We start from the raw sequence: 25,614 nt of genomic DNA, 5'->3' as shown, positions 1-25,614 counted from the left end.
ACAACGCCTACACATTATTAGCAAGGTATACACTGAATCCCGATACGTCCAATCGTGGTAGGCAAAATACTGCTTTGGTTCTCAAAGTTGTTACTCCTCCCAAATCGGCGGCCATTCCCCATGCGCCTTCCGGAAATTCTCAATCGGCTCACTCGTGTACCCGGTGTCATAACGCTCCTTCACGCTGGCATGCACCCAGGTCTTCTGGGTAGCCGTCGCCGGAATCTCGCGAATCCGCTTGCCCAATAGCTTGTACTTGCCCTTGTACTCGTTGTGCTGTTTGGCGTCCGGGCTGGTCTCCTCCTGTATGAACGGGGCAAACACCAGGCTGTGTTTCTGCGCCTCTTCGGCGAGCCAGAGCAACGGGATGTCGGCGAGGGTGCAGCCGTTCTTGTCGGGCGGGTAGCCGCCGCCGACGTCGGAGTGGACGCCGGCGAACCAGACCTGTTTCAGGTCCACCTCCGGGCGCTGTTCCCAGAGGGTGGGTTCGAAGTCTTCCCGCTGTTCGTCCAGGGAGAGGGCATGGCGGGCGACGCCGATGTTGCTGCCGATCTTGCGGTCGTAGAACAGGTCCTGGTCCTTGATCAGGCCGAAGAAGGTGAAGGGCAGGCCCAGGGCGCCGACGGTATCCCATACGCCCACGAACTTGATGCGGGTGCGTTCGGCCACGGCGTACCGGCGTTTCCAGTCCATGGAGTGGTCGCCGTTGGGTTTGTACTTTTTGGTCTTGTAGAGGCGGAAGCCTTCTTCGATGCGGTTGGCGTGTTCTTTCCGCAGGACGCTGCAGTTGTTGATCATGCCGCACAGGCTGCGGGCGGTGTAGGCACCGCGGCTGAAGCCGAACAGGTAGATTTCGTCGCCGGGGTCGTAGTTGTGGACGAGGAAGCGATAGCCGTCCATCACATTCTTTTCCAAGCCGTAGCCGGTGGCGCCGCCGCGGATTTTGTCGTGGTAGGAGCCGATGCCCCAGTCGTAGAACACCACCTGTTCGGTGCCCTGTCCGTCGGTGGGGCGGATGGCCCGGGCAAATTGCAGAACGTTGGTGGGGTAATCTTCGCCGAGGGTCTGTTCCGGGCGGTTCCAGGTGCCGTCAAAGCAGATGGCGATGCGTTTCATGGGGGTGACCTCCTGTCATGTTCATTCCCTGTTACTCAGTCAACAGGTCTCCTTCGGCCAGCGCCGCGGCGATGGCGCGGTAGCCCTTTTCCCCCGGGTGGTAGCCGTCACGGGCCAGCAGGGTCGGGTCGGTTGGGGCGGGGTAGCATCGGTAAGTAAAGTCGTTTGGCGCTTTTTTCGCCAGTTGGCGGTACACGGTGTCCAGTTGCCGGGCGCGCCAGCCCATCAGGTGACGCAGTGGCGAGGGCAGTGCTGTAAACAGCTGCATGGGCGGTACGCTGAGCAGTTGCAGCGGGGCCGGGTAGCGCGGGGCGAGCGCCTGTCGCAGGGCCAGCAGTTGCCGGCGGAACTTGTACCGTGGGGTAAAGCCGGTGGTGTCGTTCACGCCCATGCTCAGCAGTACGAGGTCTGCCTGCGGCAGGGGCGTGTTGGCGAGTTTGCGGATGAGTTGTCCGAGCCGGATGCCGTTCACGCCGAAGGTGTGCCAGGCGATGGTACGGCCGGTCTTCTCATGGAGCTGCAGGGCCAGCTGGCTGGCCAGCCCCTGGTCGTGGGTGGTCACGCCCACCCCGGCGGCGGTGGATTCGCCGATGACCAGAACCCGGAAGGCCGGATCACCTTCGCCATACTGGCCGAAGGGATCGCCGGCCGCTTCCGGGAGGCGTGGCGTGTCCCGTCTGACCCGCTTGCCCTGAACCATCAGGACTGGAAACAGCAGGACGGTGGTGAGCCAGAACGGGAGGTGCATGATGGTATTCCTCACTTAACCCACAAACATCCGCTTCGCCAGCGGCAGACCTTTCAGGCCGCTTACTGCAACTGTGGTGAGCAGCCCGCCGATCATCGCGCCCACCACGCCGCAGGTCATCACGTCCTGGCCGGTAAGGTACAGGCCGGGGATGCGGGTTTTCGGTTTCAGCCAGTCCTGCTCGAACCGCTCCGGCGTGTGGTCCAGCCCGTAGATTTCGCCGTGCTCATAGCGGCAGAAGTAGTCGGTTGAGAGCGGGGTGGAGAGTTCGTAGTAGTCCACCTTGCCGCGAAGCTGGGGCAGTTTTTCGTAGAGCTTCTCCAGCAGGCGCTGGGCGTAGGCCTCTTTCTTGGCCTCGTAGTCGTCGCCACGCTTGCCCCAAGGTTGGTCGGCCCAGGCTTCGTACCACTCATAGGGGCCGGGGGCGACGATCTCGATGGTGGCCCGGCCCGGGTAGCGTTCGGCAAAGCTCGGGTCCTTGGCGCTGGGGAAGGAGATGTAGGTCAGCGGTATGTCGGTGTGTTCCGGGTCGTCGAGGAAGCGTTGCACCTGGCCCTCGTAGTCCGGCCCCGGATAGATCCAGAGGTTGGTTTTGGGCAGGTCCAGGTTTTCGGCGGTGTCCTGGATGCCAACGTACAGGCACACACTGGCCATGGACCGCTTCACGTGCTGCAGCTTTTCCCGGTAATAGTCCAGGTGAGGGGCGTTCTCCGGCAGCAGTTTGCCAAAGGTGTTGAACACACCGGCGTTGCTGATCACCAGCGGTGCCTTCACTTCCTCGCCATCCTTCATGCGAACGCCCACGGCCTGGCCATCTTCGATCAGGATGTCGGTGACGTCCGCGTAGGTGAAGACTTCGCCGCCGCCCTGCTGAACCACCGGAATGATGGTCTTGGCCATTTCCGAGGCGCCGCCGATGGGGTAGTAGCCACCGTACAGGTAGTGGCGGGCGATCAGGGCGTGAATGATGAAGCTGGATTCCGCCGGCGGCAGGCCGTTGTCGCCCCACTGGCCGGCGAGTACGGCGATCAGTTCCTGGTTGTCCGTCAGGCTCTCCAGAACCTCCCGGGTGGTGCGATTCAGGTAGTCCGGCGCCCGGCGTTTGGCCAGTGCCCTGAAGGGGCCGGAGACCAGGTTGGGCAGGACTTTCCCGAGCACGATGCCGGGCATGGCACCGGCCACCTGCTTCAGGTACTTCAGGTAGGTGTCGATGGCCTGTTCTTCACCCGGAAACGACGCCTTGAGCTCGGCCGCGAAGGCCTCGGGGCCGGCCACCAGGTCGATGTGCTTGTCGCCCAGGAAGATGCGGTCGTAATGGGCGTCCATGGCGGCCCATTTGAGCTGGCCGTCGGTGATGTGGTCGAACAGGCGCTTGCCCAGGGTGTGGTCGGCACCCATGTCGCCGATGTAGTGCACGCCCACGTCCCATTCGTAGCCGTTGCGGTCGTAGCTGTGGGTGAAGCCGCCGGCGGTGTAGTGCTGTTCGAACACCACCACTTTCTTGCCCAGTTTGCTCAGGCAGGCGGCGGTGGTCAGGCCGCCGATCCCGGAGCCGATCACGATGGCGTCGTAGGGGCCGTCCAGGCGGTTGGCGCGGTAGCGACGGCCGACACGAATGGTGCTGGGTTTGGGGCTGCTCATGGGGTGGTGTCCTCTGTGTGGGATTCAGGCTCGTTCCGGGAGCCGTGAAGGAGAAGCGTGAGAACGCTCTCGGCCAATCGGGGTTCGGCGTCGGCACCGGGCAGGTGGCCGTCGATGATGAGTTCGGACAGGCCGTGCACGAGCGACCAGGCGGTGGCGGTCATGAGTGGCAGCGGCAGGGGTTTGAGGTAGCCCTCGCGCTGTCCTCTGGCCAAGGTGCTTTCCAGTACCCGAAACGCCTCAAGCCCGGCTTCATCCAGTCTCGGGTGGGCGCCCTTGGGCAGAATCCTCCCGCCGAACATCAGCCGGTACAGATGCGGCTCGTCCTGGGCGAAGGATACGTAGGCCAGACCAATGTGGAGCAACGCCTTGCGGGGATCGTCCTGTTCCACCTGACGCAGCCGGTCCCGAAGCCACTGGAAGCCGGTGATGGCCAGCTCGGCCAGCAGGGTTTCCCGGTCTGCAAAGTGGCGATACAGGGCGGGGGCGCTGACACCGATCTGCTTGGCAATGGCCCGCAGGCTGATGGCGGTGTCGCTCTCGGCCCGCAGGATGTCCAGCGCCTGCTGGTGGGCCTGTTGGGGGAGGTCGCCGTGATGGTAGGCGGCTCTGCTCATGAAAGGATCCCGGGTGCTGTGATGTTATGTTATCGGTGTTAACAATGTTAACGATAATAACATCACAGCAGGCTCCCGGGTGTCAACCGGTTTGATCCTCAGTCAAACCGCTGCAGGTTCTGGAGGGCGATGGTGTACTCGCCCCTGGCCGCGTCGAATCCGATGCGGTAGGTCGCCGGATACCATCCCGGACGGCTGTAACGCTGGGGCTTTCTGACCGGTGAGGTCACTTCCGGCAATGACTGGAGGAAGGCCAGGGAGATCATCGGCTCGACAAACGTCAGCTCGCCCTTGTAGTAGCCGTAGATGAACGTGTGACTGAACGGCGCCCCGTGGAATTCCCCACCGGCCGGATCGAGGCCGTGCATCCCCATTTTCTCCACCGCCGCATCCGGCGGAACCACATAACCCGCCGGCACCAGCTGCGGGTCAGGCGCGGCCATGGCCACCTGACGACCGTCGCCATGGAATGTGACCGCGGCGCGCTCGCCGTTGCTGATCACATAGAAATGCACATCGAAATGGGGAACAGAATACACGCCGTCCGGCGGGTGGCCGGCAGGATTCCAGTCCAGGACAACATGGTCGAATCCGGTCCTCGGGCCGGTGTCCGGCATTGGCAGTTCAAATTCCCAGGCCATCTGATCGGGCCGGGCGTCGGGCAGCCCATTAAGCGCTTCTTTGGTCAGGACCACCGAGATGGAATCCGGTGCGTTCGATGCGTTGGTCATCACCAACACGCGTGCCGTCCCGAGGCCCACTGTCACGGGGGCGCCGGTGAATGCGGCAGGCTCGGTAGCGAGTGCCAGGCTCGACAGGCTCAGAGCGGCGAACGCAGCAATCGACCGGGCAGGGTGGAACAGACCGGGCAGGGTATTCATGGGTGACTCCTCCATGGCGGGCGCCATGCAGTATGATCATCTGATCAATATATCACCACTGCGAAAAAAAGGAGAGCTTTGTTGGCTCTCCCTTCTGGTTAGCTTTCGGGATCGTCTCAGGCGGCCTCATCCCGGCTCGGCGGCGCCATGAATTCGGGGCCTACCGGATCCTTGATATGCTCCGCCAGGATGTCATCAATGGCTTTCAACGCCTTGGTGTCCAGAGACCAGCCCTCGATTTCACCCACCGGGTCCAGCTGCTCGGGCCGACGGGCGCCCCAGAGGGCGGTGGTCACGCCAGGGCGATCAATCAGCCAACGCAGGGCCAGCGCCAGCACATTTTTCTGGTAGCGCTCCCTGGCAAACTCATCCAGTGCCTGGACCGCATTCAGATACTGTTGAAAGCGCTCGCCCTGGAACTTCGGATCGTTGTTGCGAAGATCGTCGCCCTGGAACTGACTGTCCTTGCTCATCTTGCCGGACAACAGCCCCCGGCAGAGGCCGCCATAGGTGATGGTGGCGATGCCCTGTTCGTCGCAGTAGGGCAGGACTTCCTGTTCGATGTCGCGCTCGAACAGATTGTAGGGCGGCTGCAGGCTGTGCAGCGGCGCGAACTTCCGGAATTCGTCCATCTGTTCCGGAGTAAAGTTGCTGACGCCGATGGCCCGGATCTTGCCGGCTTTCAACAGGTTTTCCATCGCCTTTGCGGTTTCTTCCATCGGTGTTTGCGGGTCGGGCCAGTGCACCTGATAGATGTCGATGTGGTCCGTTTGCAGGCGCCGTAGTGAATCTTCCACCTCTTTTTCAATGCGCGCTGCGGTGGCTTCGCGCCAGACGTTTTCGTGATCGTCCGACCAGTTCATGGCCACCTTGGTCGCCAGCGCCACTTTGTCGCGCCGGCCGCCCGCCAGGGCCTTGCCCACGATTTCTTCGGAACGGCCAAAGCCATAGACCGGTGCGGTATCCACCAGTCCGACGCCCTTGTCGATGGCGGCGTGGATGGTATCGATGGACTGGGCTTCGTCGGTGCCGCCCCACATCCATCCACCGATGGCCCAGGTACCAAGGCCGACAGGTGTCACCTGAATGTCTGTATTGCCAAAGCGACGGGTATCCATAAAACCTCCTGCTTTCGCTGTATTTGCTTAACAACCTAACAATACGGCGCGACGGCGGGCAACCGATCACCGGGCTGTCTGAACAATCGGTAAGTCCGTAAAAACCGGGGGGATATCCGACAATTCAGTCAGCGGGCGCTTCCAGTGGCTTCTCCTGAGCGGGCGCCTCCTCGGTATTCTCATCCGGGACCTGATAGTCGTAAGCTGCTTGAAGGCCGGTTTCCTCCTCGGCTCCTTCTTCGGCCTCGTGATCGAGGTAGCGTGGGTAGAAGGGCGACAGCATCGCAACCAGAATGCCAATCGCGCAGAACGTGGAGAAGGCATCGGCGTAGCCCATGTCATTCACCAGCAGGCCGACCACGGGGGAGCCTGTCGCCTGCCCGAGCGAGACTGCCATGAACGGTAGCACCGGCCCGACCGACAGCCGGCCTGGAAGCAGGCGGATGCCGGTCATCAGGTACAGGCCGGTCAGGCTCATGTAGGCCAGGCCGAAGACCAGTGCGGAAAATACCGACAGCACGAGTTGGCCCGGGCTTGCGGCCAGCAAGGCCAGGCTCGCGGCCAGCATCATCAGCATCAGGGCCTGGGTGATGGGCGGGTTGTTACGGTCCGCCAGGTCGGCCACGACGGCACCGCCTAGGCCCGCGATACCGACGGCCAGCCACAGCCAGCCGGTGTTGTCGGGCGACAGGGAGCCCAGGGTGACCGCCAGATCGGGTGCGAAAATCCAGTAGGCGGACGACACAAAACCCATCGCGAACGCAAACACCGAGAGCCGGCCCAGACGCCACCATTGCAACACGCTGATGCGCGGTGGCGTCGCGATGCTCGCCGGCGTCACCCGGGACACGGAGGGAATCACAAACCAGGTAGCCGCAACGCCAATGGCGGCCAGGATGGCAAAGGAGCCGTAGGCAAAGCGCCAGGCGTCGGTGAGGAACAGAACCGCCGGAACCGCAACTGCAACGCCGATGCTGGTGCCCGCATTCATGACCGAGCTCACACGCCCATGCACCGAGCGATTCACCAGCGCCTGCATGGCGGCCGTCAGCGCCGGCATCATCAGCCCGGTGCAGATACCACAGGCGAATACGCCCACGCCAAGGGAGACTGCGCCGGAGGCCTGGCTGATCAGTGCCAGTCCCACGGCACCGAACGCACCGGACAGCATCGCCGCATTACGGGCGCCGAGGCGAACGGAAGCAAGTGGCGCCAGTGGGGTGGCAAGCAGGAAACTGATCAGGGGCAGGGCGCCAATGATACCGATGACGTCGGGGCTCAGCCCCAGATCATCGCGGATGGGAGGCACAAACAGACCGAAAGCGAAACGCGCGAGCCCGTAACTGATTGCAATCAGTGCTGCACCGAACAACGCGAATTTCGTGCTCGAAATAGACGTCATGCTGCCTCCGCCCGTCCATTGTGGAGGATGTCAGATACTCACAGCCTAGGAGTTGTGTGGGGCGGATTCAATGAGAGGAATGGATGAGCCGGGTTGATAGGGTGGCGAAAAAAAGAAGGCTACCTGCGGTGAGGTAGCCTTCTCAGGTACTCGGCTCAAACAATGGGCTTCAGATCGCGAACCGTTCAGGCCTTCTGCTGGCGACGGGCAAAGCCGAGGCCAATCAGCCCGAGGCCCAGAAGCGACAGGGTGCCCGGCTCGGGAACCGTGTAGGAAAGCGCTTCCACGTAGCTCATGTGTGGTCCCCAGCCGGACGCGGCAACCGCGTAATACTGGTAGGACTCGGACAGCGCGGTGGTGATGTACTCCAGATCCGTTGGCCGGACCTGATTGCTGAACAGGTTGGTGTAGTCTGTTCCGTTGGTGCTGAAGAAGATATTGAACAGCGCGTTCGCCGGATCGGTCACACTGTTTGTGGTGGAGCCATCCACGTGTTCTTTGTGATCGCCGTTAAACCAGATGGTATCCAGTGTCACCGCGTTGTTGAAATCAAAGAACAGAACCTCGTCTTTGCCGGGATCATTGCCGAAGTTGGAGGCAAAGCTGTCTGAATCTCCGCCGCAGCTGGCGTTCTCCGAACAGACACCGAGGCCACCGTGATTGGGGCTCAGATCCTGGTCCAAGTTGAATGAGGTGATGTTATTGCGATTGAACGTTCCGTTGTTCAGATTATCACCTGAGGAACGACCGCCGGAAACGGAAAAATCGCTGAATCCGAGTATGGAACCCCAGCGATCCGGATTCCCGGAATTGTCAGCGGTTGCGGTTTCAACGGTGCCGGCTTTGGCGGTTCCGCCGTTGTTTCCATCGAAAACGATCATGGTCGCGTTCGCGGACATGGCGCCCATTGCGAGTACGGTGCTTAACGCTACAGCTATCCTGGTCTGTTTCATCATGCTCTTCCTTCCAGCAGCACTATTGGCGAAACGCCTTGTTAGAGGAGTTCTCTTCAGTCACAGGCTTTAGAGCAAATACGATGCCGGATTTACGGCTTTGATTTATTGTTCTTATAAATCAGTTGCCTAACTGTGAAAGGCTCGGAACTGTAACGCTCGCGTATCGATATGCGTAAAAAATGTCGACAGGTGCGGTGGGTGACGACAGCCATGGACTTAAGACCGTGGCCGAGTGGTATTGTGGTGGTGAATCGTCTTAAACGGAGGCTTGCCATGAACCAGGAATCTGCATCCACCCGACAATCTCGTCTCGTGGCGGCACTGGCCGGCGGCTGGGTTGCGGACGCGGCGAGCCTTGGGTTGCATTGGCTTTATGACAGCGAACGCGTCCGGGAGGTGGGCGGTGATGCACCCGAGTTCATGGAACCCAGGGAAGCGCATTACAAAGGAGTCTTCGGCTACTTTGCCCACGGCGGAAAGCGCTCGGGCGATATCAGCCACTATGGGGCCGCAACCGGTGTACTCACCGACAGCCTTCTCGCTAGCCGGGGTATCCTGGATGTTCGGGACTATCAGCGGCGTTTCCGCACCTTCTTTGGGCCAGGCGGCCAATGGCACGGTTACATCGATAACCCGACCCGGATCACCCTGGATAACCTGAACCGGAACGAGCAGGCGGCCATCGAAAAGGCGCTGGCAAGTACAACCGTAAACCTGACCGACAGGCAGAAGCGGATTCTCGTGCAGAAGGTGCTTCCCTATACCCGTCACCTGAGTGGTGAGGAGCTGGCGGAGCCCGTAAGAACCGCCATAAACCTCACGTATCAGGATCCGGCGATACAGGATGCGGGTGTTCACATCGCCCAGACCATCGACCGGCAGCTCACACGCCTGAGCGGCGCCGATGACACCCAGCTGCCCGCGATCACCAAATTGCCGCCTCTGGTGGCCTGCTATTGCGGCGACGATGACCTTATGGCTGCGACCGAAGCGGCGGCCCGGGTCACCAATCACAGTGATGAAGCCGTCGCCTGGGCCCGCTGTTCGGCCCGGCTGCTGGACCACCTTTTCCGGGGCGAGCCAATGTCGTCCGCGCTTGAGGCCGCCATCGCCGAAGCCCCGGATCCCGAGGCTCTTTCATTGGCCAAGGCGGTGAGCTCGCTGGACGGCCCCCACGCCGGTGATAGCCACGGGCGCACCTGCTACCTGCATGAGGCCATGCCCGTGATCTTCCACATCCTGGCCCAAGCTAAAAGTTTCACGGAAGCCGTTCGTGCCAACATCCTCTGTGGCGGCGATTCCTGTGGAAGAGCCTGGATCATCGGGCCGGCCATGGCGGCCGTTTATGGCGTTGGGGGAGCGCAAGGCATTCCTCTGAGCTGGCTGGCGAGGCTCAATCACGGCGACAGGATCTTGTCGGATTTGGAAAAATTGGTCGCAACGGAACGTTCGCTGCAAAACGGTGGGGATGATTGACGAATGTCCAAAAGGGCGTAGCCTGAGAGCAGATCCAATCAAACCCAATCACAGGGAATGCCAGTATGCCTCTGGAAAAGCACGATCTTATCCACGAAATGCCCGAATCCAAAGACGCGATCCATGCCCTGAAAACCGGCAACCAGCATTTTGCCAAGTTGTTCGAGGAGTACCATGAGGTGGATCATGACGTTCACCGCATCGAAACAGGCGCGGAGAACGCCGGCGACGAGGACCTGGAAAACCTCAAGAAGCAGCGTCTCCATCTGAAGGACCAGCTGTCTGCGATGATTCGCGACTATGAGGCGTCGGCGGCCGAATAAAAGCCAAGAGCTGATTTCGGGCGGTTGCATATTGATCGATTCCGACTCAAGACCAGCGATTTTCTGGAAAGTGAGCTCGCTGGTCATTTTCTTTCCATTGGAAAGATGGAAATCCATTTTCTGACCGATCCACGGCCAAATGCATCTCCTACAAAAAATTCTGGCGGGGTACCGGGAGACTGGCTAAGAGATGGGCCGTAATGGCTTCTTACCCAAGATTCGTTGTAGCCAGCCAGTTTGAGAAGTGTCGGAAAGATCTGAAAATGGCTGGTTCGGTTATAGCTGGTCGCTTGAGCTGATTTGAACCTGCCAAGGGTCTCCGCGTCGTTGGAAAAGACCATCATAGGCACGACTCCCTCATAACGCGTGGCTCTTGGCCTGCAGTGCGTGGCCAACGTTCCGTCGTCGACGATATTCTGGCCGTGATCACTTGTATAGATGATGACGTACTTCCTGAATCCGCCGCTTTCGGATAGCAAGCTCTTGAACCAATCATCGACGCTCCAACGTATTCCATTCATAAATGAATTCAGGGACTTTTCTCTGTCGTCCATTGGCTCACCTGGCACAAGAGCCGGGGTAAAGAGATTGAACTCCCTGGGATAGCTCCTGAAGTACGGAAAGTGAATGCCGTATTTATTGAGTATGATGAAGGACTTTCCGGGTTGTTTGAGCAGGTCTATTAACCTGTCGCGGACAGCTAGATCGCTGTTATAGGCGATGTCCTGTCGAAGACGTGCTATTTCGTCGATGAAGATGGCTTCGTTTTGGTTCATGAAGTTTTGGTAGTTCGCCCATTCTTCTTCGCTCTGCGCATCCAGGTAAACGTTGTAATAGCCTGCTCTGTGGGTGAATTGCCAGATCGAGGGTGCCTTCAAGCTTGCCTGGTCCTGGTCCGGAATCGCTCCTTTTCTGATCCCGCTCCTGATGATGAGGTTGGAGTAATCACTGCAGTTTGACGCGGAAGCGGCCAAACCGAAATTTACGAGTCCCTTTTGGGATGAGCGGAGGTAGGGGGTCGTATCTTTCTTGTAGCCGTTGATCCCCAAGATATCTGCACGGATGCTCTCGTCGACAATCATCACTATTTTCTCGACGTCCGGTTCTATAGGGCCGGAATAGTTGGCCACTGATCGCTCACCCTCGTAAAGGTCGCTTTGGCCCGCAAAAACAAGCAGGGCTGGAACCCGGAAAAACGAGGGGAATCGATCAAATAGTCCGTTGCTGGTTAGCAGAACAGTTACTACAAGTGGCACCACGCTGACTGGAACCGCAAAGAACTTTCCAGGGATACCGCATGTTAAAAGACTTGGTAAACGCTCGATGAGAATAATGAGCGGTACAAGAATGATAAAAAGCGGAAGTACGGCGAGGCCAATATTTTCTACGACAGCTCCGGCCCACCATTGAAAATAACTGACGATAAGATCTGCCTGCTGGAAGTCGATGGGCGATTTGGAGACGAGGAAGGAGCCGATATTGGAAAGAAAAAAGAAGATAAAAAACGGCAAGGTTATTTTTCGAAATAGACTGCGGCCACTAAAAAACAGGAAAAACACTCCAGCCAGACTCCAGAGTAAAACCGCCACTGACAGGAGAAGCTCGGTTATCCTGTCCTGACTCCAGAGGATCCGAAACGGATATGAAAAGTCCTCGAACATACTGAGTTCGAGGGCTAGAAGAATCGCAACCGACCCGAGACCAATAGCCTTCCTTAAACCGTGATTGGACATGTATTCGCCATTGCATCGGCCGTGTCAAAAAGTCCGACCCTCTGAGCCGGGCGTCACTGTTACGGGGGATATTTCTCTCAGTATATTCCGGGAATTAGCCGATAGCGGACTCGCTGCGCGTAGTCGCGATAGCCTGGCAGCTCGTGCTTGAGAGTCTGGTCTTCCAGCATCGTTCTAATCACCGCCATGATTAGCGCCACCGTCACGGGAATAAGTGTCCACGTGGAGCTGAAAGCCAGCACGATGCCGAAAAGCGCAAAAATATTACCGGCATATCCTGGATGGCGCACAATCCGGTAGGGGCCACTATCACACACCACATGCCCTCGATCCGTCTGAATACGCACAACGCTGGAGAAAAAGCGGTTCTCTACTAATGCCCACGTAGCGAAAGCGTATCCGAGAGAGATTAAAAGGAAGCCGAGCACGGTGAGCCACAGCGGAAATACGGATGACCAGCCAAAACGATGATCCAGTCCGGCCACAATGACCGGTGGGAAACTCACACTCAGCGCCATCAATGGGGCAAGTATTTTGTCCCAGCCCTTCGCGTTCTTGGCCTTTTTCATGTTTTGCCGTTCGGCCAACAACCCCGGGTGTCGTCTTTCCGCCCAAATGCGCCCACCAACGCCGACGGTAACGATCAGTGGAGAGTAGCTCCACGCCTGCCACCAGCCTAGGTCGCCGCCGCACACCAACAGAGCAAGTGGTATCAAGAGATACGCTACAGCCAATCCGATCCAGTGATGTGGAGAGGCTGCTTGAACTGCCGTTGGCCCATCTGCATGTGATGACATGCCGTTGCCTCAAATTGCATGTTTCTTGTCATTGCGCCGACTTTCTTAAACGGCCTCAGATATTTATAAACTCAACAGTACGATTGAGCTAGCCGGAAAAACGCTGGCTTCATCCTGGCAAAAAACAGTCTGACAATAGAGGCTTCAGTCTTCATTGGAAGTCCATATCCGCATTGATTGGATTGTTGTGCATTCTTCACTTCGCCGTTACCAGGCTATTAATTGACAACGATAGTCCGTTAAAGCCAAGCCGTACGGGTTTTCCGTCTTTCGTTGCCTCAATATGCAAGTGTGGCTCAAGGGTATTCCCTGAATTTCCGATTTCAGCCAACGGCTGTCCCATTGTCACGGCGTCCCCCGGCAGTGCCATAATGCTGCCTCGCCTCAGGTGAGCCATTAATATATCCCCCACGAGACACTGAAGCACAAGGTAATTACCTTTGGGATGGCTTGTGTCGGGGTGTGCGGGAGGATTGTCCGGTAGGCTGTCACGAACCTCTAAAATACTACCCTGGCAGGGGCTATGGAGTTTCTCGCCAAAGATTTGGTAGGCGCTCAGTGCTTTGGGGGCTATTCCATTTGCACGATTCCCGAATGAGTTCAGTTTTACGATGTCTACCGCCAGCTTGTTGTTGCCAAGCGCGTGAAATGGATTTGTGACTATGCTGGTTCCACCCTGGAGCACATAATATTTACCGGATCTGAGCGGAAAGGCTACGTCGAGCGATTTCCCGGCGGAGTGATATGAGCCTATGGCCAGGGTATCCAGAACCGCAAAAAGAAAAAAAGCCAATACAGCGGGTAGCGAGACTGCAGCGTTTTGCACTGGAACACCGGCATTCCCTGCCTTCGTTCGGTAATACGACAAAACCGCGATGAATGCGAATAGCCCGAGAACAACGTACCGTAAGTAGTAGCTTGTAAAGGCCCAGGGGCCCGTCATAAAAATAAAGATGATGACCGCAGCACCGGCCAACACCTGGATCGTCCACTCAAACCAATGCTGGTGGCGCCTTTTTAACAGCCAGACAAGAGTGATTCCCGATAGAAGTATCGGATAGATCGCGAATATTATGGGCAGACTGCCACTCATTCTTCACCCATGTGGCTTAATCCCAAGCCTCTTCCAGCCCGAACACACTGGGGGGAATGGAGTTAAGAGAAAGACGTTTCATTGAATAGTACCGCAAACCCAAAACAAAAAACCCCGGCCAAAAGCCGGGGTTCTTTGTGAAAACGAAGCAAACGCTGGCGGTTATTGCTTCAGTCCCATCTCCTCGATCGAGATCTCCCGCATCTTGAACTTCTGGATCTTCCCGGTGACGGTCATCGGGAATTCGTCCACGAACTTGTAGTTCTTCGGAATCTTGAAGTGGGCGATCTGACCCTTGCAGAAGGCCTGGAGGTCTTCGCCGGTGACGGGATCTGCGTCCGGACGCAGTTTCACCCAGGCGATCAGCTCTTCCCCGTACTTCTCGTCCGGAATACCGGTGACCTGCACCTCTTCGATGGACGGATGGGTGTAGAGGAACTCCTCGATCTCTTTCGGGTAGATGTTTTCACCACCGCGAATCACCATGTCCTTGATGCGGCCGACGATCTGGATGTAGCCCTCGTCGTCCATGGTGGCCAGGTCGCCGGTGTGCATCCAGCCAGCGTCGTCGATCGCTTCGCGGGTTTTCTCTTCATTGTTCCAGTATTTCAGCATCACGCTGTAGCCACGGGTACACAGCTCGCCAATCTCGCCGCGGGGGACCACATTGCCGGTGCCCGGGTCGACGATCTTGGTCTCCAGGTGCGGCTGGGTGCGGCCGACGGTGGTGACCTGCTTCTCGAACGGATCGAGGGAGCTGGTCTGGGTGGAGACCGGGCTGGTCTCGGTCATGCCGTAGGCGATCTGAACCTCTTTCATGTTCATCTTGCCGTTGACCTTCTTCATCACCTCCGCCGGGCAGATGGAGCCGGCCATGATGCCGGTACGCAGGGTGGAGAGGTCGTAGCTTTCGAACTCGGGATCGGCCAGTTCGGCAATGAACATGGTGGGTACGCCGTACAGGGCGGTCGCCTTTTCCTGGTGCACTGCCTGGAGCACGGATTTGGGCTCGAAGCCTTCGTCGGCGTAGATCATGGTGGACCCGTGGGTGATGCAGCCCAGGTTACCCATCACCATGCCGAAGCAGTGGTACAGCGGTACCGGAATGACCAGGCGGTCCTTCTCGGTAAAACGCTGGCTTTCGGCCACAAAGTACCCGTTGTTCAGGATATTGTGGTGGGTGAGGGTGGCGCCCTTCGGGTTGCCGGTGGTGCCGGAGGTGAACTGGATGTTGATCGGGTCGTCGAACTGCAGTTCGTCCTGGCGCTTGATCAGTTCCTGTTCGGAGACATCGCCCGCGAAGCCGACGAATTCATCCCAGGTCCACATGCCGTCGTGGCGGTCTTTGTCCACGTTGATGACGGCACGGAGCTCGGGTACCCGTTGGGCCTTGAGTTTGCCTGGTGCGCTGCGGTTCAGTTCCGGCGCCAGTTCGTACAGCATTTCCCGGTAGTTGGAGGCCTTGAAGCTGTCGGCGGTGACGATCACGCTGATGCCGGCCAGGTTCATGGCGTATTCCAGCTCGTGCACACCGTATGCCGGGTTGATGTTGACCAGGATGGCGCCGACCTTGGCGGTGGCGAACTGGGTGACGGTCCACTCGTAGCGGTTCGGGGACCAGATGCCCACCCGATCACCGCGTTTGACGCCAATGGCCATGAACGCGCGGGCGGCCTCGTCCACTTTTTCCACAAACTCTTTGTAGGTCCAGCGGATGTCCTGGTGCAGGCAGACCAGGGCTTCGGTGTCCGGGAACTGCTCGGCCGTACGGTCCAGCATTTCACCGATGGTCATGCCCAGCAGGGGTACCTCGGCGGTTCCGCTGGTGTAGCTTGGGAGAGTCTTGCTCATTGTCTCTGCCTCCGTTGTTGTTGTAGTCGAGGGCTGGCAAGTTCTGCGGCTTGCTAGCGACTCTGGCTGTGATACTCGGGGTTGGGTTGCATGTCGCTGGCGATGGCCACGCGATTGGACATGTTGTAGAAGCCGACCAGGTTACTCACGTCCCAGATGGCGCGGTCGCTCAGACCGGCATCGCGGAGGGCCTGGATGTCCTGTTCGGTGACTGTCGCCGGTGAACGGGTCAGGTGGGATGCGAAATCCAGCATCGCCCGCTGGCGCTTGTCCAGGTTGGCGGTGCGGTAGTTCATCACCATGTGCTCGCCGAGGGCCGGATCGCCGCTCAGTACCCGCACGGCGGCGCCGTGGGCCACCAGGCAGTAGAAGCACTTGTTCTCGGAGGAGACCACCACGGCGATCATTTCCCGCTCCAGCTTGGAGAGTTCGCCTTCGCCGAGCATGAGCTCGTTGTAGAGGCGGGTGAAGCCGTCAAGCTGCTTCAGGTTCTGGCTGTAGGCGGTCAGTACGTTCGGGATCATGCCGAGTTTTTCCTGGCAGATGTCGAAGTACTTGCGGGTGTCTTCCGGCAAATCGCTGATCTCGGGGATAGGGAGATCCAGGGCCACTACACTTTTTTTGCTCATTTTTGGCTCCGAGCCTTCTTGTTTTTGGTGCTATGGCGGACGGGTACAGCTTCCCGGGACACGCTGTGAATACGTCCCTGTACGCTTGACTGCAGCATCCATGCTGCAGACAGTCCCGGGAAGCTGTACCCGCCCGCCAATTCAATCATTGGCAGTTACCGCCTAAGGCCTGGCCGACTTTAGAGCCGTTATGGCGATTAAGTTGCTGGCAAACCCAGTCCCCGGTGGCAACGAGTTTATCCAGATCGACACCTGTTTCGATGCCAAGACCATTCAGCAGGTATAACACGTCTTCGGTCGCAACGTTGCCCGAGGCACCCCTGGCGTAGGGGCAGCCGCCCAGGCCGGCGACGGAGGCGTCGATGACGCTCACGCCTTCTTCCAGCACCGCATACAGGTTGGCCAGGGCCTGACCGTAAGTGTCGTGGAAGTGGGCAGCCAGACGTTCCATGGGAACATGGGCAGCCACTGCTTCCAGCATACGCTTTGCTTTCAGCGGCGTACCTACGCCAATGGTATCGCCCAGGGAAATCTCGTAGCAGCCCATGTCGTAGAGGGCTTTGGCGACCGTGGCGACCTGTTCCGGGGCAATGTCGCCCTCGTACGGGCACCCCAGTACGGTGGAGACGTAGCCACGCACGGGGATGTTGTGCTTGCGGGCTTCTTCCACCACCGGGGCGAAGCGCTCCAGACTCTCGGCAATGGTGCAGTTGATGTTCTTTTTGGTGAACGACTCGGAGGCCGCACCGAACACCGCTACTTCGTCCACCTTCGCCGCCAGGGCGTTTTCAAAGCCCTTGAGGTTGGGGGTGAGGGCGGAGTAGCGCACACCTGGCCTGCGGTTGATGCCGGCCATCACCTCGGCGGCGTCGCCCATCTGCGGGACCCATTTGGGGGAGACGAAGCTGGCGGCCTCGATGTGGTTCAGGCCAGCGTCGGCAAGCCGGTCAATGAGGCCGGTCTTGATGTCGGTGGCGATGACCGGGCCGGGCTCGTTCTGGAGTCCGTCCCGGGGGCTCATTTCCACCAGGCGTACCTGTTTCGGAAAGGCCATTACTCTGACTCCTCGGTGTCGATGGCGATGAGTTCGGCGCCTTCGGAGACCTGGTCACCTTCGGCGAAGAAGATCTCGCTGACCACGCCGTCGGCCGGGGCCTTGATGGCGTGCTCCATCTTCATCGCTTCCATGATCACCAGGGTCTGGCCGGCGGTGACCTTGTCGCCCACTTTGGCCTGCACCGCCACAATCGCACCATTCATTGGCGCTTCGAGGCTGCCTTCGCCGGCCAGTTCCTCGAAACCGTAGGTTTCGCGATAGACGTTGCACTTGAAGGTGTCGCCTTCGTAGAACAGGACCAGTTCCTGGCCGTGAAGGTTCCCGTGTACGCTGATGCGGTGACCGTTGATGACTGCCTGGAGGTAGTCGTCATTGAGTCTGGCGTTGAGGTAGTAGACGCTGCCGCCCACGAAGACCTGGTACCGGTCGTCCCGCTCCAGAATCTTCAGTTCGTGGATGTCTTCGCCCACCTGCAGTTTCAGGGGCTGGGCGTATTCGGAGTTCATGCGCCAGCTGTTCTTGCGGCCGAACGGCGACCAGGGATCGGCGGTGACCGGTTCGACGGACTTGCGCTGCTCCAGCACGAAGCCGGCGGCCAGTACCAGGGCCTTATCGATGTCGAGCCTGGATTTCGGGAACAGCAACTCCTCGTGGGTGGCGATGAAGTTGGTGGTCAGTTCCGCTTCCCGGAATGGCTGGCTGTCGACGGCCGCGTGCAGGAACCGGATGTTGGTCTTCAGGCCTGCAATGCGATAGTGCTCGAGGGCCTGGACCATGCGGTTGACGGCCTGGTCCCGGGTTTCGTCCCACACGATCAGTTTGGCGATCATGGGGTCGTAGTGGATGCTGATGTCGTCGCCTTCGGTGACGCCGGTATCCACCCGCACGTGGGCGGATTCGTCCGGGGTGCTCAGGTAGCGCAGGTTACCGGTGGCCGGCAGGAAATCCTGGTCCGGGTCTTCGGCGTAGATGCGTGCCTCGACGGCGTGGCCGCGGGTTTTGACCTGCTCCTGGGTCAGCGGCAGGGGCTCGCCCCAGGCCACTTTCAGCTGCCATTCGACCAGATCCTGGCCGGTGACCATTTCCGTGACCGGGTGTTCCACCTGCAGGCGGGTGTTCATTTCCATGAAGAAGAAGGAGCCGTCCACGTCGTACAGGAACTCGACCGTGCCGGCACCCACATAGTTGATAGCCTGGGCTGCGCGCACGGCGGCTTCACCCATGGCTTTGCGGGTATCTTCGGACAGACCCGGTGCGGGGGCTTCTTCCAGCACTTTCTGGTGGCGACGCTGCACGGAGCAGTCCCGCTCGGCCAAGTAGATGCCGTTGCCATCCTGGTCGCAGAAGACCTGGATTTCCACGTGGCGCGGCTGGGTCAGATAACGCTCGATGAGCATGTCCGGGTTGCCGAACGCGTTCTTCGCTTCCCGCTGGGCGGCCGCGAGGGCGTCGTCAAACTCGTCCATGTTCTCGACCACCCGCATGCCCTTGCCGCCACCGCCGGCGACGGCCTTCAGCAGCAGGGGGAAGCCGCATTTCTCGGCTTCGGCCCGCAGCAGGTCGGGGGACTGGTCTTTACCGTGGTAACCCGGTACCAGCGGCACACCGGCTTCTTCCATGATCGCCTTGGCGGCGGACTTGGAGCCCATGGCCGCGATGGCGGAGGAGGGCGGGCCGATGAACACGATGTTGTTGGCTTCGCAGGCTTCGGCGAAGTCGGTGTTCTCGGAGAGGAAACCGTAGCCCGGATGCACCGCCTGGGCGCCGCTCTTCTTGGCGATCTCGATGATCTTCTCGCTTCGGAGGTAACTCTCGGAGCTGGGCGCGGGCCCGATGTGGAAGGCCTCGTCGGCCATGGCCACGTGCCGGGCGTTGGCGTCGGCGTCGGAATAGACGGCGACGCAGCGGATACCCATGCGATGGGCCGTCTGGATAACCCGGCAGGCAATCTCGCCGCGGTTGGCAATCAGAATTTTGCTGAACATTAGTCTTCCTCCGGAACCCAGTTGGCCTTGCGCTTGTTAAGGAAGGCGCTGAGCCCTTCCTGGCCTTCGTCGCCCACCCGGATGGCTGCGATGCGCTGGGCGGTGTCTTCAATCACGTCGTCACTGATGGCCTTGTGGCTGACGGCGAACACGAGATCCTTGGCGGCCTGCATGGCCTCGGGGCCGTTGTTGGCCAGCTGGCGCAGCATGTCGTTGCACCGCTGTTCCATGGCTTCCAGGTCGTCGCAGACGATGTGGACCAGGCCATACTCCTGTGCTTCCCGGGCGCTGAAGATCTCGGCGGACAGGAAGTACCGGCGGGCCTGGCGTTCGCCGATGGCCCGCACCACGTACGGGCTGATGACCGCGGGGATAAGGCCCAGTTTGACTTCGCTCAGGCAGAAGCTGGATTTCTCGGTGGCCAGTACAATGTCGCAGCAGGCCGCCAGGCCCACGGCGCCACCGAACGCGGCCCCCTGCACCAGGCCGATGACCGGCTTGGACAGGTGGTTGAGTACGTTCATCAGCCGAGCCAGTTCCCGGGAGTCGTCCAGGTTTTCCTGGTGGGTGTTGTCGGCCATGCGGCGCATCCATCCAAGGTCGGCGCCGGCAGAGAAGTGTTTGCCCTCTGAACGAAGTATCACCACGCGGGTGTCGTGGTCTGTGTCCACTTCCGTCAGCGCGCCGATCAGCTGCTGGATGATCACATCGTCAAAGGCGTTGCGTTTGTCGGGGCGGTTCAGCACAACCTCGGTCACGCCGCCATCGCGGCGTCTGAGCAGAACCGCAGATTCCTGTTCTGACATGGTCTTGATCCTCGGTTACATGCGGAACACGCCGAAGCGCGTGGGCTTCGCCGGCCGGTTCAATGTGGCTGACAGGCTCAGGGCGACCACTTCCCGGGTCTGGGCCGGGTCGATCACGCCGTCGTCCCAGAGGCGGGCGCTGGCGTAGTAGGGGTGGCCCTGGTGCTCGTATTTCTCGGCGATCGGCTTCTTGAACGCCGCTTCGTCTTCCTCGCTCCAGCTCTCGCCCTTGCGCTCCAGGCCTTCGCGACGCACCTGTGCCATCACGCCGGCGGCCTGTTCGCCGCCCATGACGGAGATGCGGGCGTTGGGCCACATCCACAGGAAGTCCGGGCTGTAGGCGCGGCCGCACATGCCGTAGTTGCCGGCGCCGTAGCTGCCGCCGATGAGTACGGTGATCTTGGGTACTTCGGCACAGGCGACGGCCATGACCATCTTGGCACCGTGCTTGGCGATGCCTTCGGATTCGTACTTCTGGCCCACCATGAAGCCGGTGATGTTCTGCAGGAACAGCAGCGGGATGTTGCGCTGGCAGCACAGTTCGATGAAGTGCGCGCCTTTCTGTGCCGACTCGCTGAACAGGATGCCGTTGTTGGCGATGATGCCCACCGGGTAGCCGTGGATGTGGGCAAAGCCGGTGACCAGGGTCTGGCCGTAATAGCGTTTGAATTCGTCGAATTCGGAGCCGTCGACGATGCGGGCAATTACGTCGCGCACGTCGAACTGTTTGCGCAGGTCGGTGCCGACGATGCCGTAGATTTCTTCCGGATCGTACAGCGGCGCTTTCGGTTTCTGGACTTCCACCGGAACCGGCTTGCGGCGGTTCAGGTTGGCAACGCAACGGCGGGCAATTTCCAGGGCGTGGGCGTCGTTTTCGGCGTAGTGGTCCGCGACACCGGAGATCTTGCAGTGCACGTCGGCACCGCCAAGGTCTTCAGCGCTGACCACTTCCCCGGTGGCCGCTTTCACCAGCGGCGGCCCGGCCAGGAAGATGGTGCCCTGGTTGCGTACGATGATGGATTCGTCCGCCATGGCTGGCACGTAGGCGCCACCGGCGGTACACAAGCCCATGACGACGGCGATCTGGGGAATGTCGTCGGCCGACATGCGGGCCTGGTTGTAGAAGATGCGGCCGAAGTGGTCACGATCCGGGAAAACTTCGTCCTGGCGGGGCAGGTTGGCGCCGCCGGAGTCCACCAGGTAGATGCAGGGCAGACGGTTTTCCAGGGCGATTTCCTGGGCCCGCAGGTGCTTTTTGACGGTCAGCGGGTAGTAGCTGCCGCCTTTCACCGTGGCATCGTTGGCGATGATCATGCACTCGGTGCCGGAGACGCGGCCCACGCCAGCGACGACACCCGCGGCGGGGACTTCTTCGCCGTAGACGTTGTAAGCGGCGAACTGGCCGATTTCCAGGAAGGGGGAGCCGTCGTCCAGGAGGCGGTTGATGCGCTCTCTCGGCAGGAGTTTGCCGCGGGCGATGTGGCGTTCCTGGTAGGAGGGGCCGCCGCCTTGCTGGATCTTGGTGACTTTTTCCCGGAGGTCCGCGACGGCTGCCGCCATGGCCTCTTTGTTGACCTGGAACTCGTCAGATCGCGGATTGATTTTGCTTTGGAGTATGGTCATAAGTCTGACTTCCATGCATTCGGGGGCATCGGGCCTGGCGGCGGGGCGGTCCGGGAACCGCTACGAGCACATCCATGTGCGCTTGTTTCAGGCCGTCCTTGGCCTTCCACATTCCCGGACCGCCCCGCCACCAGACCCTCGTCATACATTGGGTGCTGGCATCCGCTCAGGAGCGGTGTTCTTCAGCAAATTACTTGTTCAGGAACAGCTCGCGACCAATCAGCATGCGGCGGATTTCGGACGTGCCGGCACCGATTTCATACAGCTTGGCGTCCCGCAGCAGGCGGCCTGTCGGGTATTCGTTGATGTAGCCGTTACCGCCGAGCAGCTGGATCGCGTCCAGGGCCAGTTTGGTGGCCATTTCGGCGGAGTAGAGGATGGCGCCGGCGGCGTCCTTGCGGGTGGTCTCGCCGCGGTCGGCGGACTGCGCCACCATGTAGACGTAGGACTTGGCGGTGTTCATCCAGGTGTACATGTCGGCCACTTTGCCCTGGACCAGTTCGAACTCGCCGATGGCCTGGCCGAACTGTTTGCGTTCGCGGATGTAGGGTACGACCACGTCCATGGCTGCCTGCATGATGCCCAGCGGGCCGCCGGAGAGGACGAGGCGTTCGTAGTCGAGGCCGCTCATCAGGACGCGGGCACCGCCGCCCACTTCGCCCAGGACGTTTTCCTTGGGCACTTTGCAGTCCTGGAAGACCAGCTCACAGGTGTTGGAGCCGCGCATGCCCAGTTTGTCCAGCTTCTGGTGACGGCTGAAACCCGGGTAGTCGCGCTCGACGATGAACGCGGTGACGCCTTTGGAGCCGCCCTTGGGGTCGGTCTTGGCGTAGATGACGTAAGTATGCGCGTCCGGTCCGTTGGTGATCCACATCTTGTTGCCGTTGAGGACGTAGTGGTCGCCTTCGTCGCGGGCGTGCAGTTTCATGGAGATGACGTCGGAACCGGCATTGGGCTCGGACATGGCGAGGGCGCCGATGTGTTCACCGCTCACCAGCTTGGGCAGGTATTTCTGCTTCTGTTCTTCGGTGCCGTTGCGGTGAATCTGGTTCACGCACAGGTTGGAGTGGGCGCCGTAGGACAGGCCGACGGAGGCGGAAGCGCGGCTGATTTCTTCCATCGCGATGACGTGGGCAACGTAACCCATGTCAGACCCGCCGTATTCTTCTTTCACGGTAATACCCAGCAGGCCCATGTCGCCCATTTTTCGCCACAGGTCCATGGGGAATTCGTTGTTGCGGTCGATTTCCTCGGCACGGGGCGCGATTTCAGCCGCGGCAAATCCGTTCACCTGCTCGCGCAGCATGTCGAGGGTTTCACCGAGACCGAAATTGAGCTCTGAGTATTGTGATTTCATGGTTGCCTACCTTAGTCGTTTGCAAGCGTGGTATTGGGTCACCGTCACCGTGAGGCTACGGCTTCTTCTGTATCCGGGCTGGCGATTCCCTGCTTCTCTTTTTTCTTCTGCAGGTCGGCCAGCGCTTCGCGGCATCGGGCTTCGGCGGTGTCCATTTCCATTTCCGCCTGGGCGATGTCGTTTTTCTGTTGTTCCAGTTGTTCCCGCCGGGCTTCGAGGATTTCCAGCATCTTCAGGAGCTGCTTCTCGTTGCCTGTCAGGGTTTCGTCCCAGAGGTCGAACAGTTCTTTGGTTTCCGCCAGGGAGAAGCCCATGCGCTTGCCCCGGAGGATCAGTTTGAGACGAACCCGGTCCTTGGTACTGAAGATGCGGGTCTGGCCGCGCCGTGTCGGCTTGAGCAGGCCCTGGTCCTCGTAGAACCGGATGCTTCGGGTTGTCACATCGAACTCCTGTGAGAGTTCGCTGATGCTGAACGTGCGTTTCTCGGACATGGCGGTTTTCCTTTTTCGACTAAGGTTAGATAAAGTTTACGTAAACGTAAAGTAGTTTTCCGGGACGAACCGATGATTTTCGACAACCGGAAAGCGGCTCGCCGATGAAATTCAAAAATGGTGTGCGGATTGTACCAGTGAGGGGCGGGGCCTGTGTGAGGGCTGGTCTTCAGGCCGGGCCTTTCGGCCTTGTGTGCCTGCAGACACGTTTCGTTGACGCATCTGCAGGCAGCACCGGATGATCTGCATCATCTATATCACGAGAAGGTTTCCCGCAGTTTTCTCTTGAGAAGCTTGCCGGCGGTGTTCTTCGGCAGCTCATCGACAAACCTGACCTGCTTGGGAATCTTGAAGCTGGCCAGGTTGGCGCGGGCATGGGCGAGCAGACTGTCGGCATCCTGCGGTTGGCCTTCGCGAACCACCACCACGGCGCAGATGGCCTCTATCCACTTGTCGTCCGGCACGCCGATCACGGCCACTTCGGCCACGGACTCGTGCTGGTACAGCACTTCCTCGACGTCGCGACTGGCCACCAGTACGCCGCCGGTGTTCACCACGTCCTTGATGCGGTCCACGATGTAGAAGTACCCCTCGGCATCGCGGTAACCCAGGTCACCCGAGTGGAACCAGCCATTTTTGAACGCTTCGGCAGTGGCCTCCGGCTTGTCCCAGTAGCCCACCATCAGTTGCGGCGACCGGTGGACCAGTTCGCCATGTTCTCCGGGTCCACAGTCGTTGCCGGATGCCGGATCCACTACCCGGGTCATCACGGTCTGGATCGGCCGCCCGGCGGAGGAGGGACGGTCGGCGTGTTCTTCCGGGCGAAGCACGGTGGCAAGCGGGGCGATCTCGCTCTGTCCGTAGCAGTTGTACAGGCCGGCGCCGGGCAGTCGTTCCCCAAGCTCCTTCGCCACCTGGGTGGGCATGATGGAGGCGCCATAGTAGAGCTTTTCCATGTGCTGGAGTTTGCCGCTGTCAAAGGTGTGGTGCCGGAGCAGGCCGATCCAGACGGTGGGTGGCGCGAAGAAGGCATTGAGCTGTTCGCCGGCGAGCAGGTCCAGAATGGTGTCGGGGGTCGGGGTGTCGATCAGTCGCGTATAGCCGCCGGTCAGAAGCATGGGCATGGTAAAAACGTGCATCTGTGCCGAGTGGTAGAGCGGCAGTGCCGCCAGGGAGCGGTCGGTGGGGCGGATGTCCAGGTGATACTGGCAGGCGCCGTATTCGGCGAGCAGGGATCGGTGGGTGTGCATGGCGCCCTTGGGGTCGGAGGTGGTGCCGGAGGTGTAGAGGATCTGCACCACGTCCGTGTCCCGAAGCTCCAGTTCCGGCGCTGTGTCTTCGCCGGCACTGCGCGCCATGGCCAGTATGTCGTTCTGGTCATCGCCGCCGTGAAGCCTGCCCATGATATCGGGAGTGACCCGGTCCCTGACGGCCCGGGCCTGGGCTTCGAGGTCCGGGTCGCAGAACAGGGCCCGTGCGCCTGACTGGTTGAGGATGTAAGCGAGTTCGTTCTCCACCAGGGCGTAGTTGACCGGTACGTGGATCAGGCCGGCCCTGGTGCAGGCCAGCCAGAGCAGCAGGTAGGCGTCGGAGTTCTTGCCGTAGGCGGCTACCCGATCGCCCGGTTGCAGACCAAGATCGAGCAGGCGGTGGGCCAGGCGGTTGCTGGCGGTATTCATGTCAGCGAAGGTCCACTGGCGATCCCTGAAGGTTAATGCGATCCGGTCCTGGTGATCGGCGGCGGACCGGGCCAGGGCGTCGCCGATGGTGTTGCGAAGGGCACGCTGGATGTCCGTTGTGGTTTCTGTGGCGTTGGCAATACTGGCGTCTTGCATGAGCGACCTCGGTTGATTGTTGTTATCAGGGGGCAGCGTTCCGGGTTGTACGGTGCCCTGATGTCTATCTGAATGTAGA

Annotated in this window: 22 protein-coding genes; 2 read left to right on the top strand and 20 right to left on the bottom strand. The window is 60.0% G+C overall.

Annotated elements, in window-relative coordinates; genetic code table 11:
* Window positions 1-90 precede the first annotated feature (90 nt).
* The 8 genes from MLD04_RS16530 to MLD04_RS16495 all read right to left on the bottom strand — a co-directional run bounded on the left by MLD04_RS16530 (window position 91) and on the right by MLD04_RS16495 (window position 8,479).
* The gene (locus MLD04_RS16530; RefSeq protein WP_248160540.1) at window positions 91-1,116 is read right to left on the bottom strand and encodes a DUF2235 domain-containing protein; all 1,026 of its coding nucleotides are present in this window, start codon (window positions 1,114-1,116) and stop codon (window positions 91-93) included.
* A gap of 31 nt (window positions 1,117-1,147) precedes the next feature.
* A complete protein-coding gene (locus MLD04_RS16525) occupies window positions 1,148-1,864 on the bottom strand; it encodes an SGNH/GDSL hydrolase family protein (protein ID WP_248160539.1) in 717 nt (238 codons plus the stop codon).
* A gap of 15 nt (window positions 1,865-1,879) precedes the next feature.
* Window positions 1,880-3,505, bottom strand: coding sequence for a phytoene desaturase family protein (locus tag MLD04_RS16520; protein ID WP_248160538.1), 1,626 nt, complete (start codon window positions 3,503-3,505; stop codon window positions 1,880-1,882).
* Window positions 3,502-4,122, bottom strand: coding sequence for a TetR/AcrR family transcriptional regulator (locus tag MLD04_RS16515; protein WP_248160537.1), 621 nt, complete (start codon window positions 4,120-4,122; stop codon window positions 3,502-3,504). The genes MLD04_RS16520 and MLD04_RS16515 overlap by 4 nt, the downstream gene beginning before the upstream one ends.
* 98 nt (window positions 4,123-4,220) lie before the next feature.
* Entirely contained in the window at window positions 4,221-5,003 is a 783-nt protein-coding gene (locus tag MLD04_RS16510; protein WP_248160536.1) for a DUF5602 domain-containing protein, read from the bottom strand.
* A 116-nt stretch (window positions 5,004-5,119) separates the two neighbouring features.
* Entirely contained in the window at window positions 5,120-6,121 is a 1,002-nt protein-coding gene (locus MLD04_RS16505; protein WP_248160535.1) for an aldo/keto reductase, read from the bottom strand.
* 124 nt (window positions 6,122-6,245) lie between these two features.
* Window positions 6,246-7,523, bottom strand: a complete 1,278-nt coding sequence (locus tag MLD04_RS16500) for an MFS transporter (protein WP_248160534.1) — start codon at window positions 7,521-7,523, stop codon at window positions 6,246-6,248.
* A 185-nt stretch (window positions 7,524-7,708) separates the two neighbouring features.
* Entirely contained in the window at window positions 7,709-8,479 is a 771-nt protein-coding gene (locus MLD04_RS16495; RefSeq protein ID WP_248160533.1) for a PEP-CTERM sorting domain-containing protein, read from the bottom strand.
* Between the two features lie 273 nt (window positions 8,480-8,752).
* On the opposite strand from MLD04_RS16495, the gene MLD04_RS16490 reads away from it, so the two are divergent.
* Window positions 8,753-9,955 carry an ADP-ribosylglycohydrolase family protein gene (locus tag MLD04_RS16490; RefSeq protein WP_248160532.1) on the top strand — a complete coding sequence of 401 codons (1,203 nt, stop codon included), beginning with the start codon at window positions 8,753-8,755 and terminating at the stop codon, window positions 9,953-9,955.
* Between the two features lie 65 nt (window positions 9,956-10,020).
* On the top strand, window positions 10,021-10,278 hold the full coding sequence (locus MLD04_RS16485) for an HP1242/YdcH family protein (RefSeq protein WP_248160531.1): 258 nt from the start codon (window positions 10,021-10,023) through the stop codon (window positions 10,276-10,278).
* Window positions 10,279-10,361: 83 nt separating this feature from the next.
* Here the strand turns inward: MLD04_RS16485 and MLD04_RS16480 are convergent, their stop codons facing one another.
* From MLD04_RS16480 to MLD04_RS16425, 12 genes are all read right to left on the bottom strand, one after another.
* A complete protein-coding gene (locus tag MLD04_RS16480) occupies window positions 10,362-12,011 on the bottom strand; it encodes a sulfatase-like hydrolase/transferase (RefSeq protein ID WP_248160530.1) in 1,650 nt (549 codons plus the stop codon).
* Between the two features lie 77 nt (window positions 12,012-12,088).
* Window positions 12,089-12,808, bottom strand: coding sequence for a methyltransferase family protein (locus MLD04_RS16475; protein WP_248160529.1), 720 nt, complete (start codon window positions 12,806-12,808; stop codon window positions 12,089-12,091).
* A 196-nt stretch (window positions 12,809-13,004) separates the two neighbouring features.
* Window positions 13,005-13,901 (bottom strand): M23 family metallopeptidase, encoded by an 897-nt coding sequence (locus tag MLD04_RS16470; RefSeq protein WP_248160528.1) that lies wholly within the window; start codon window positions 13,899-13,901, stop codon window positions 13,005-13,007.
* Window positions 13,902-14,063: 162 nt separating this feature from the next.
* Window positions 14,064-15,752 carry an AMP-binding protein gene (locus tag MLD04_RS16465; RefSeq protein WP_248160527.1) on the bottom strand — a complete coding sequence of 563 codons (1,689 nt, stop codon included), beginning with the start codon at window positions 15,750-15,752 and terminating at the stop codon, window positions 14,064-14,066.
* A 53-nt stretch (window positions 15,753-15,805) separates the two neighbouring features.
* Entirely contained in the window at window positions 15,806-16,381 is a 576-nt protein-coding gene (locus MLD04_RS16460) for a peroxidase-related enzyme (RefSeq protein WP_248160526.1), read from the bottom strand.
* A gap of 145 nt (window positions 16,382-16,526) precedes the next feature.
* On the bottom strand, window positions 16,527-17,435 hold the full coding sequence (locus tag MLD04_RS16455; RefSeq protein ID WP_248160525.1) for a hydroxymethylglutaryl-CoA lyase: 909 nt from the start codon (window positions 17,433-17,435) through the stop codon (window positions 16,527-16,529).
* On the bottom strand, window positions 17,435-19,423 hold the full coding sequence (locus MLD04_RS16450; RefSeq protein WP_248160524.1) for an acetyl/propionyl/methylcrotonyl-CoA carboxylase subunit alpha: 1,989 nt from the start codon (window positions 19,421-19,423) through the stop codon (window positions 17,435-17,437). The genes MLD04_RS16455 and MLD04_RS16450 overlap by 1 nt, the downstream gene beginning before the upstream one ends.
* Entirely contained in the window at window positions 19,423-20,229 is an 807-nt protein-coding gene (locus MLD04_RS16445) for an enoyl-CoA hydratase-related protein (RefSeq protein ID WP_248160523.1), read from the bottom strand. Before MLD04_RS16445 ends, MLD04_RS16450 begins: the two co-directional genes overlap by 1 nt.
* A gap of 15 nt (window positions 20,230-20,244) precedes the next feature.
* Entirely contained in the window at window positions 20,245-21,852 is a 1,608-nt protein-coding gene (locus tag MLD04_RS16440) for a carboxyl transferase domain-containing protein (RefSeq protein ID WP_248160522.1), read from the bottom strand.
* Between the two features lie 190 nt (window positions 21,853-22,042).
* Window positions 22,043-23,209 (bottom strand): isovaleryl-CoA dehydrogenase, encoded by a 1,167-nt coding sequence (locus MLD04_RS16435; protein ID WP_248160521.1) that lies wholly within the window; start codon window positions 23,207-23,209, stop codon window positions 22,043-22,045.
* Window positions 23,210-23,253: 44 nt separating this feature from the next.
* Complete coding sequence (locus tag MLD04_RS16430; protein ID WP_248160520.1) at window positions 23,254-23,700, bottom strand: MerR family transcriptional regulator; 447 nt, start codon at window positions 23,698-23,700, stop codon at window positions 23,254-23,256.
* 257 nt (window positions 23,701-23,957) lie between these two features.
* The gene (locus MLD04_RS16425) at window positions 23,958-25,535 is read right to left on the bottom strand and encodes a fatty acyl-CoA synthetase (RefSeq protein WP_248160519.1); all 1,578 of its coding nucleotides are present in this window, start codon (window positions 25,533-25,535) and stop codon (window positions 23,958-23,960) included.
* Between the last annotated feature and the right edge of the window lie 79 nt (window positions 25,536-25,614).

This window comes from Marinobacter koreensis, assembly GCF_023156285.1.
In the GTDB taxonomy this organism is placed as follows: domain Bacteria; phylum Pseudomonadota; class Gammaproteobacteria; order Pseudomonadales; family Oleiphilaceae; genus Marinobacter; species Marinobacter koreensis.
The sequence above is the reverse complement of the archived record's forward strand: the minus strand, read 5'-3'. Positions and strand labels throughout refer to the sequence as shown.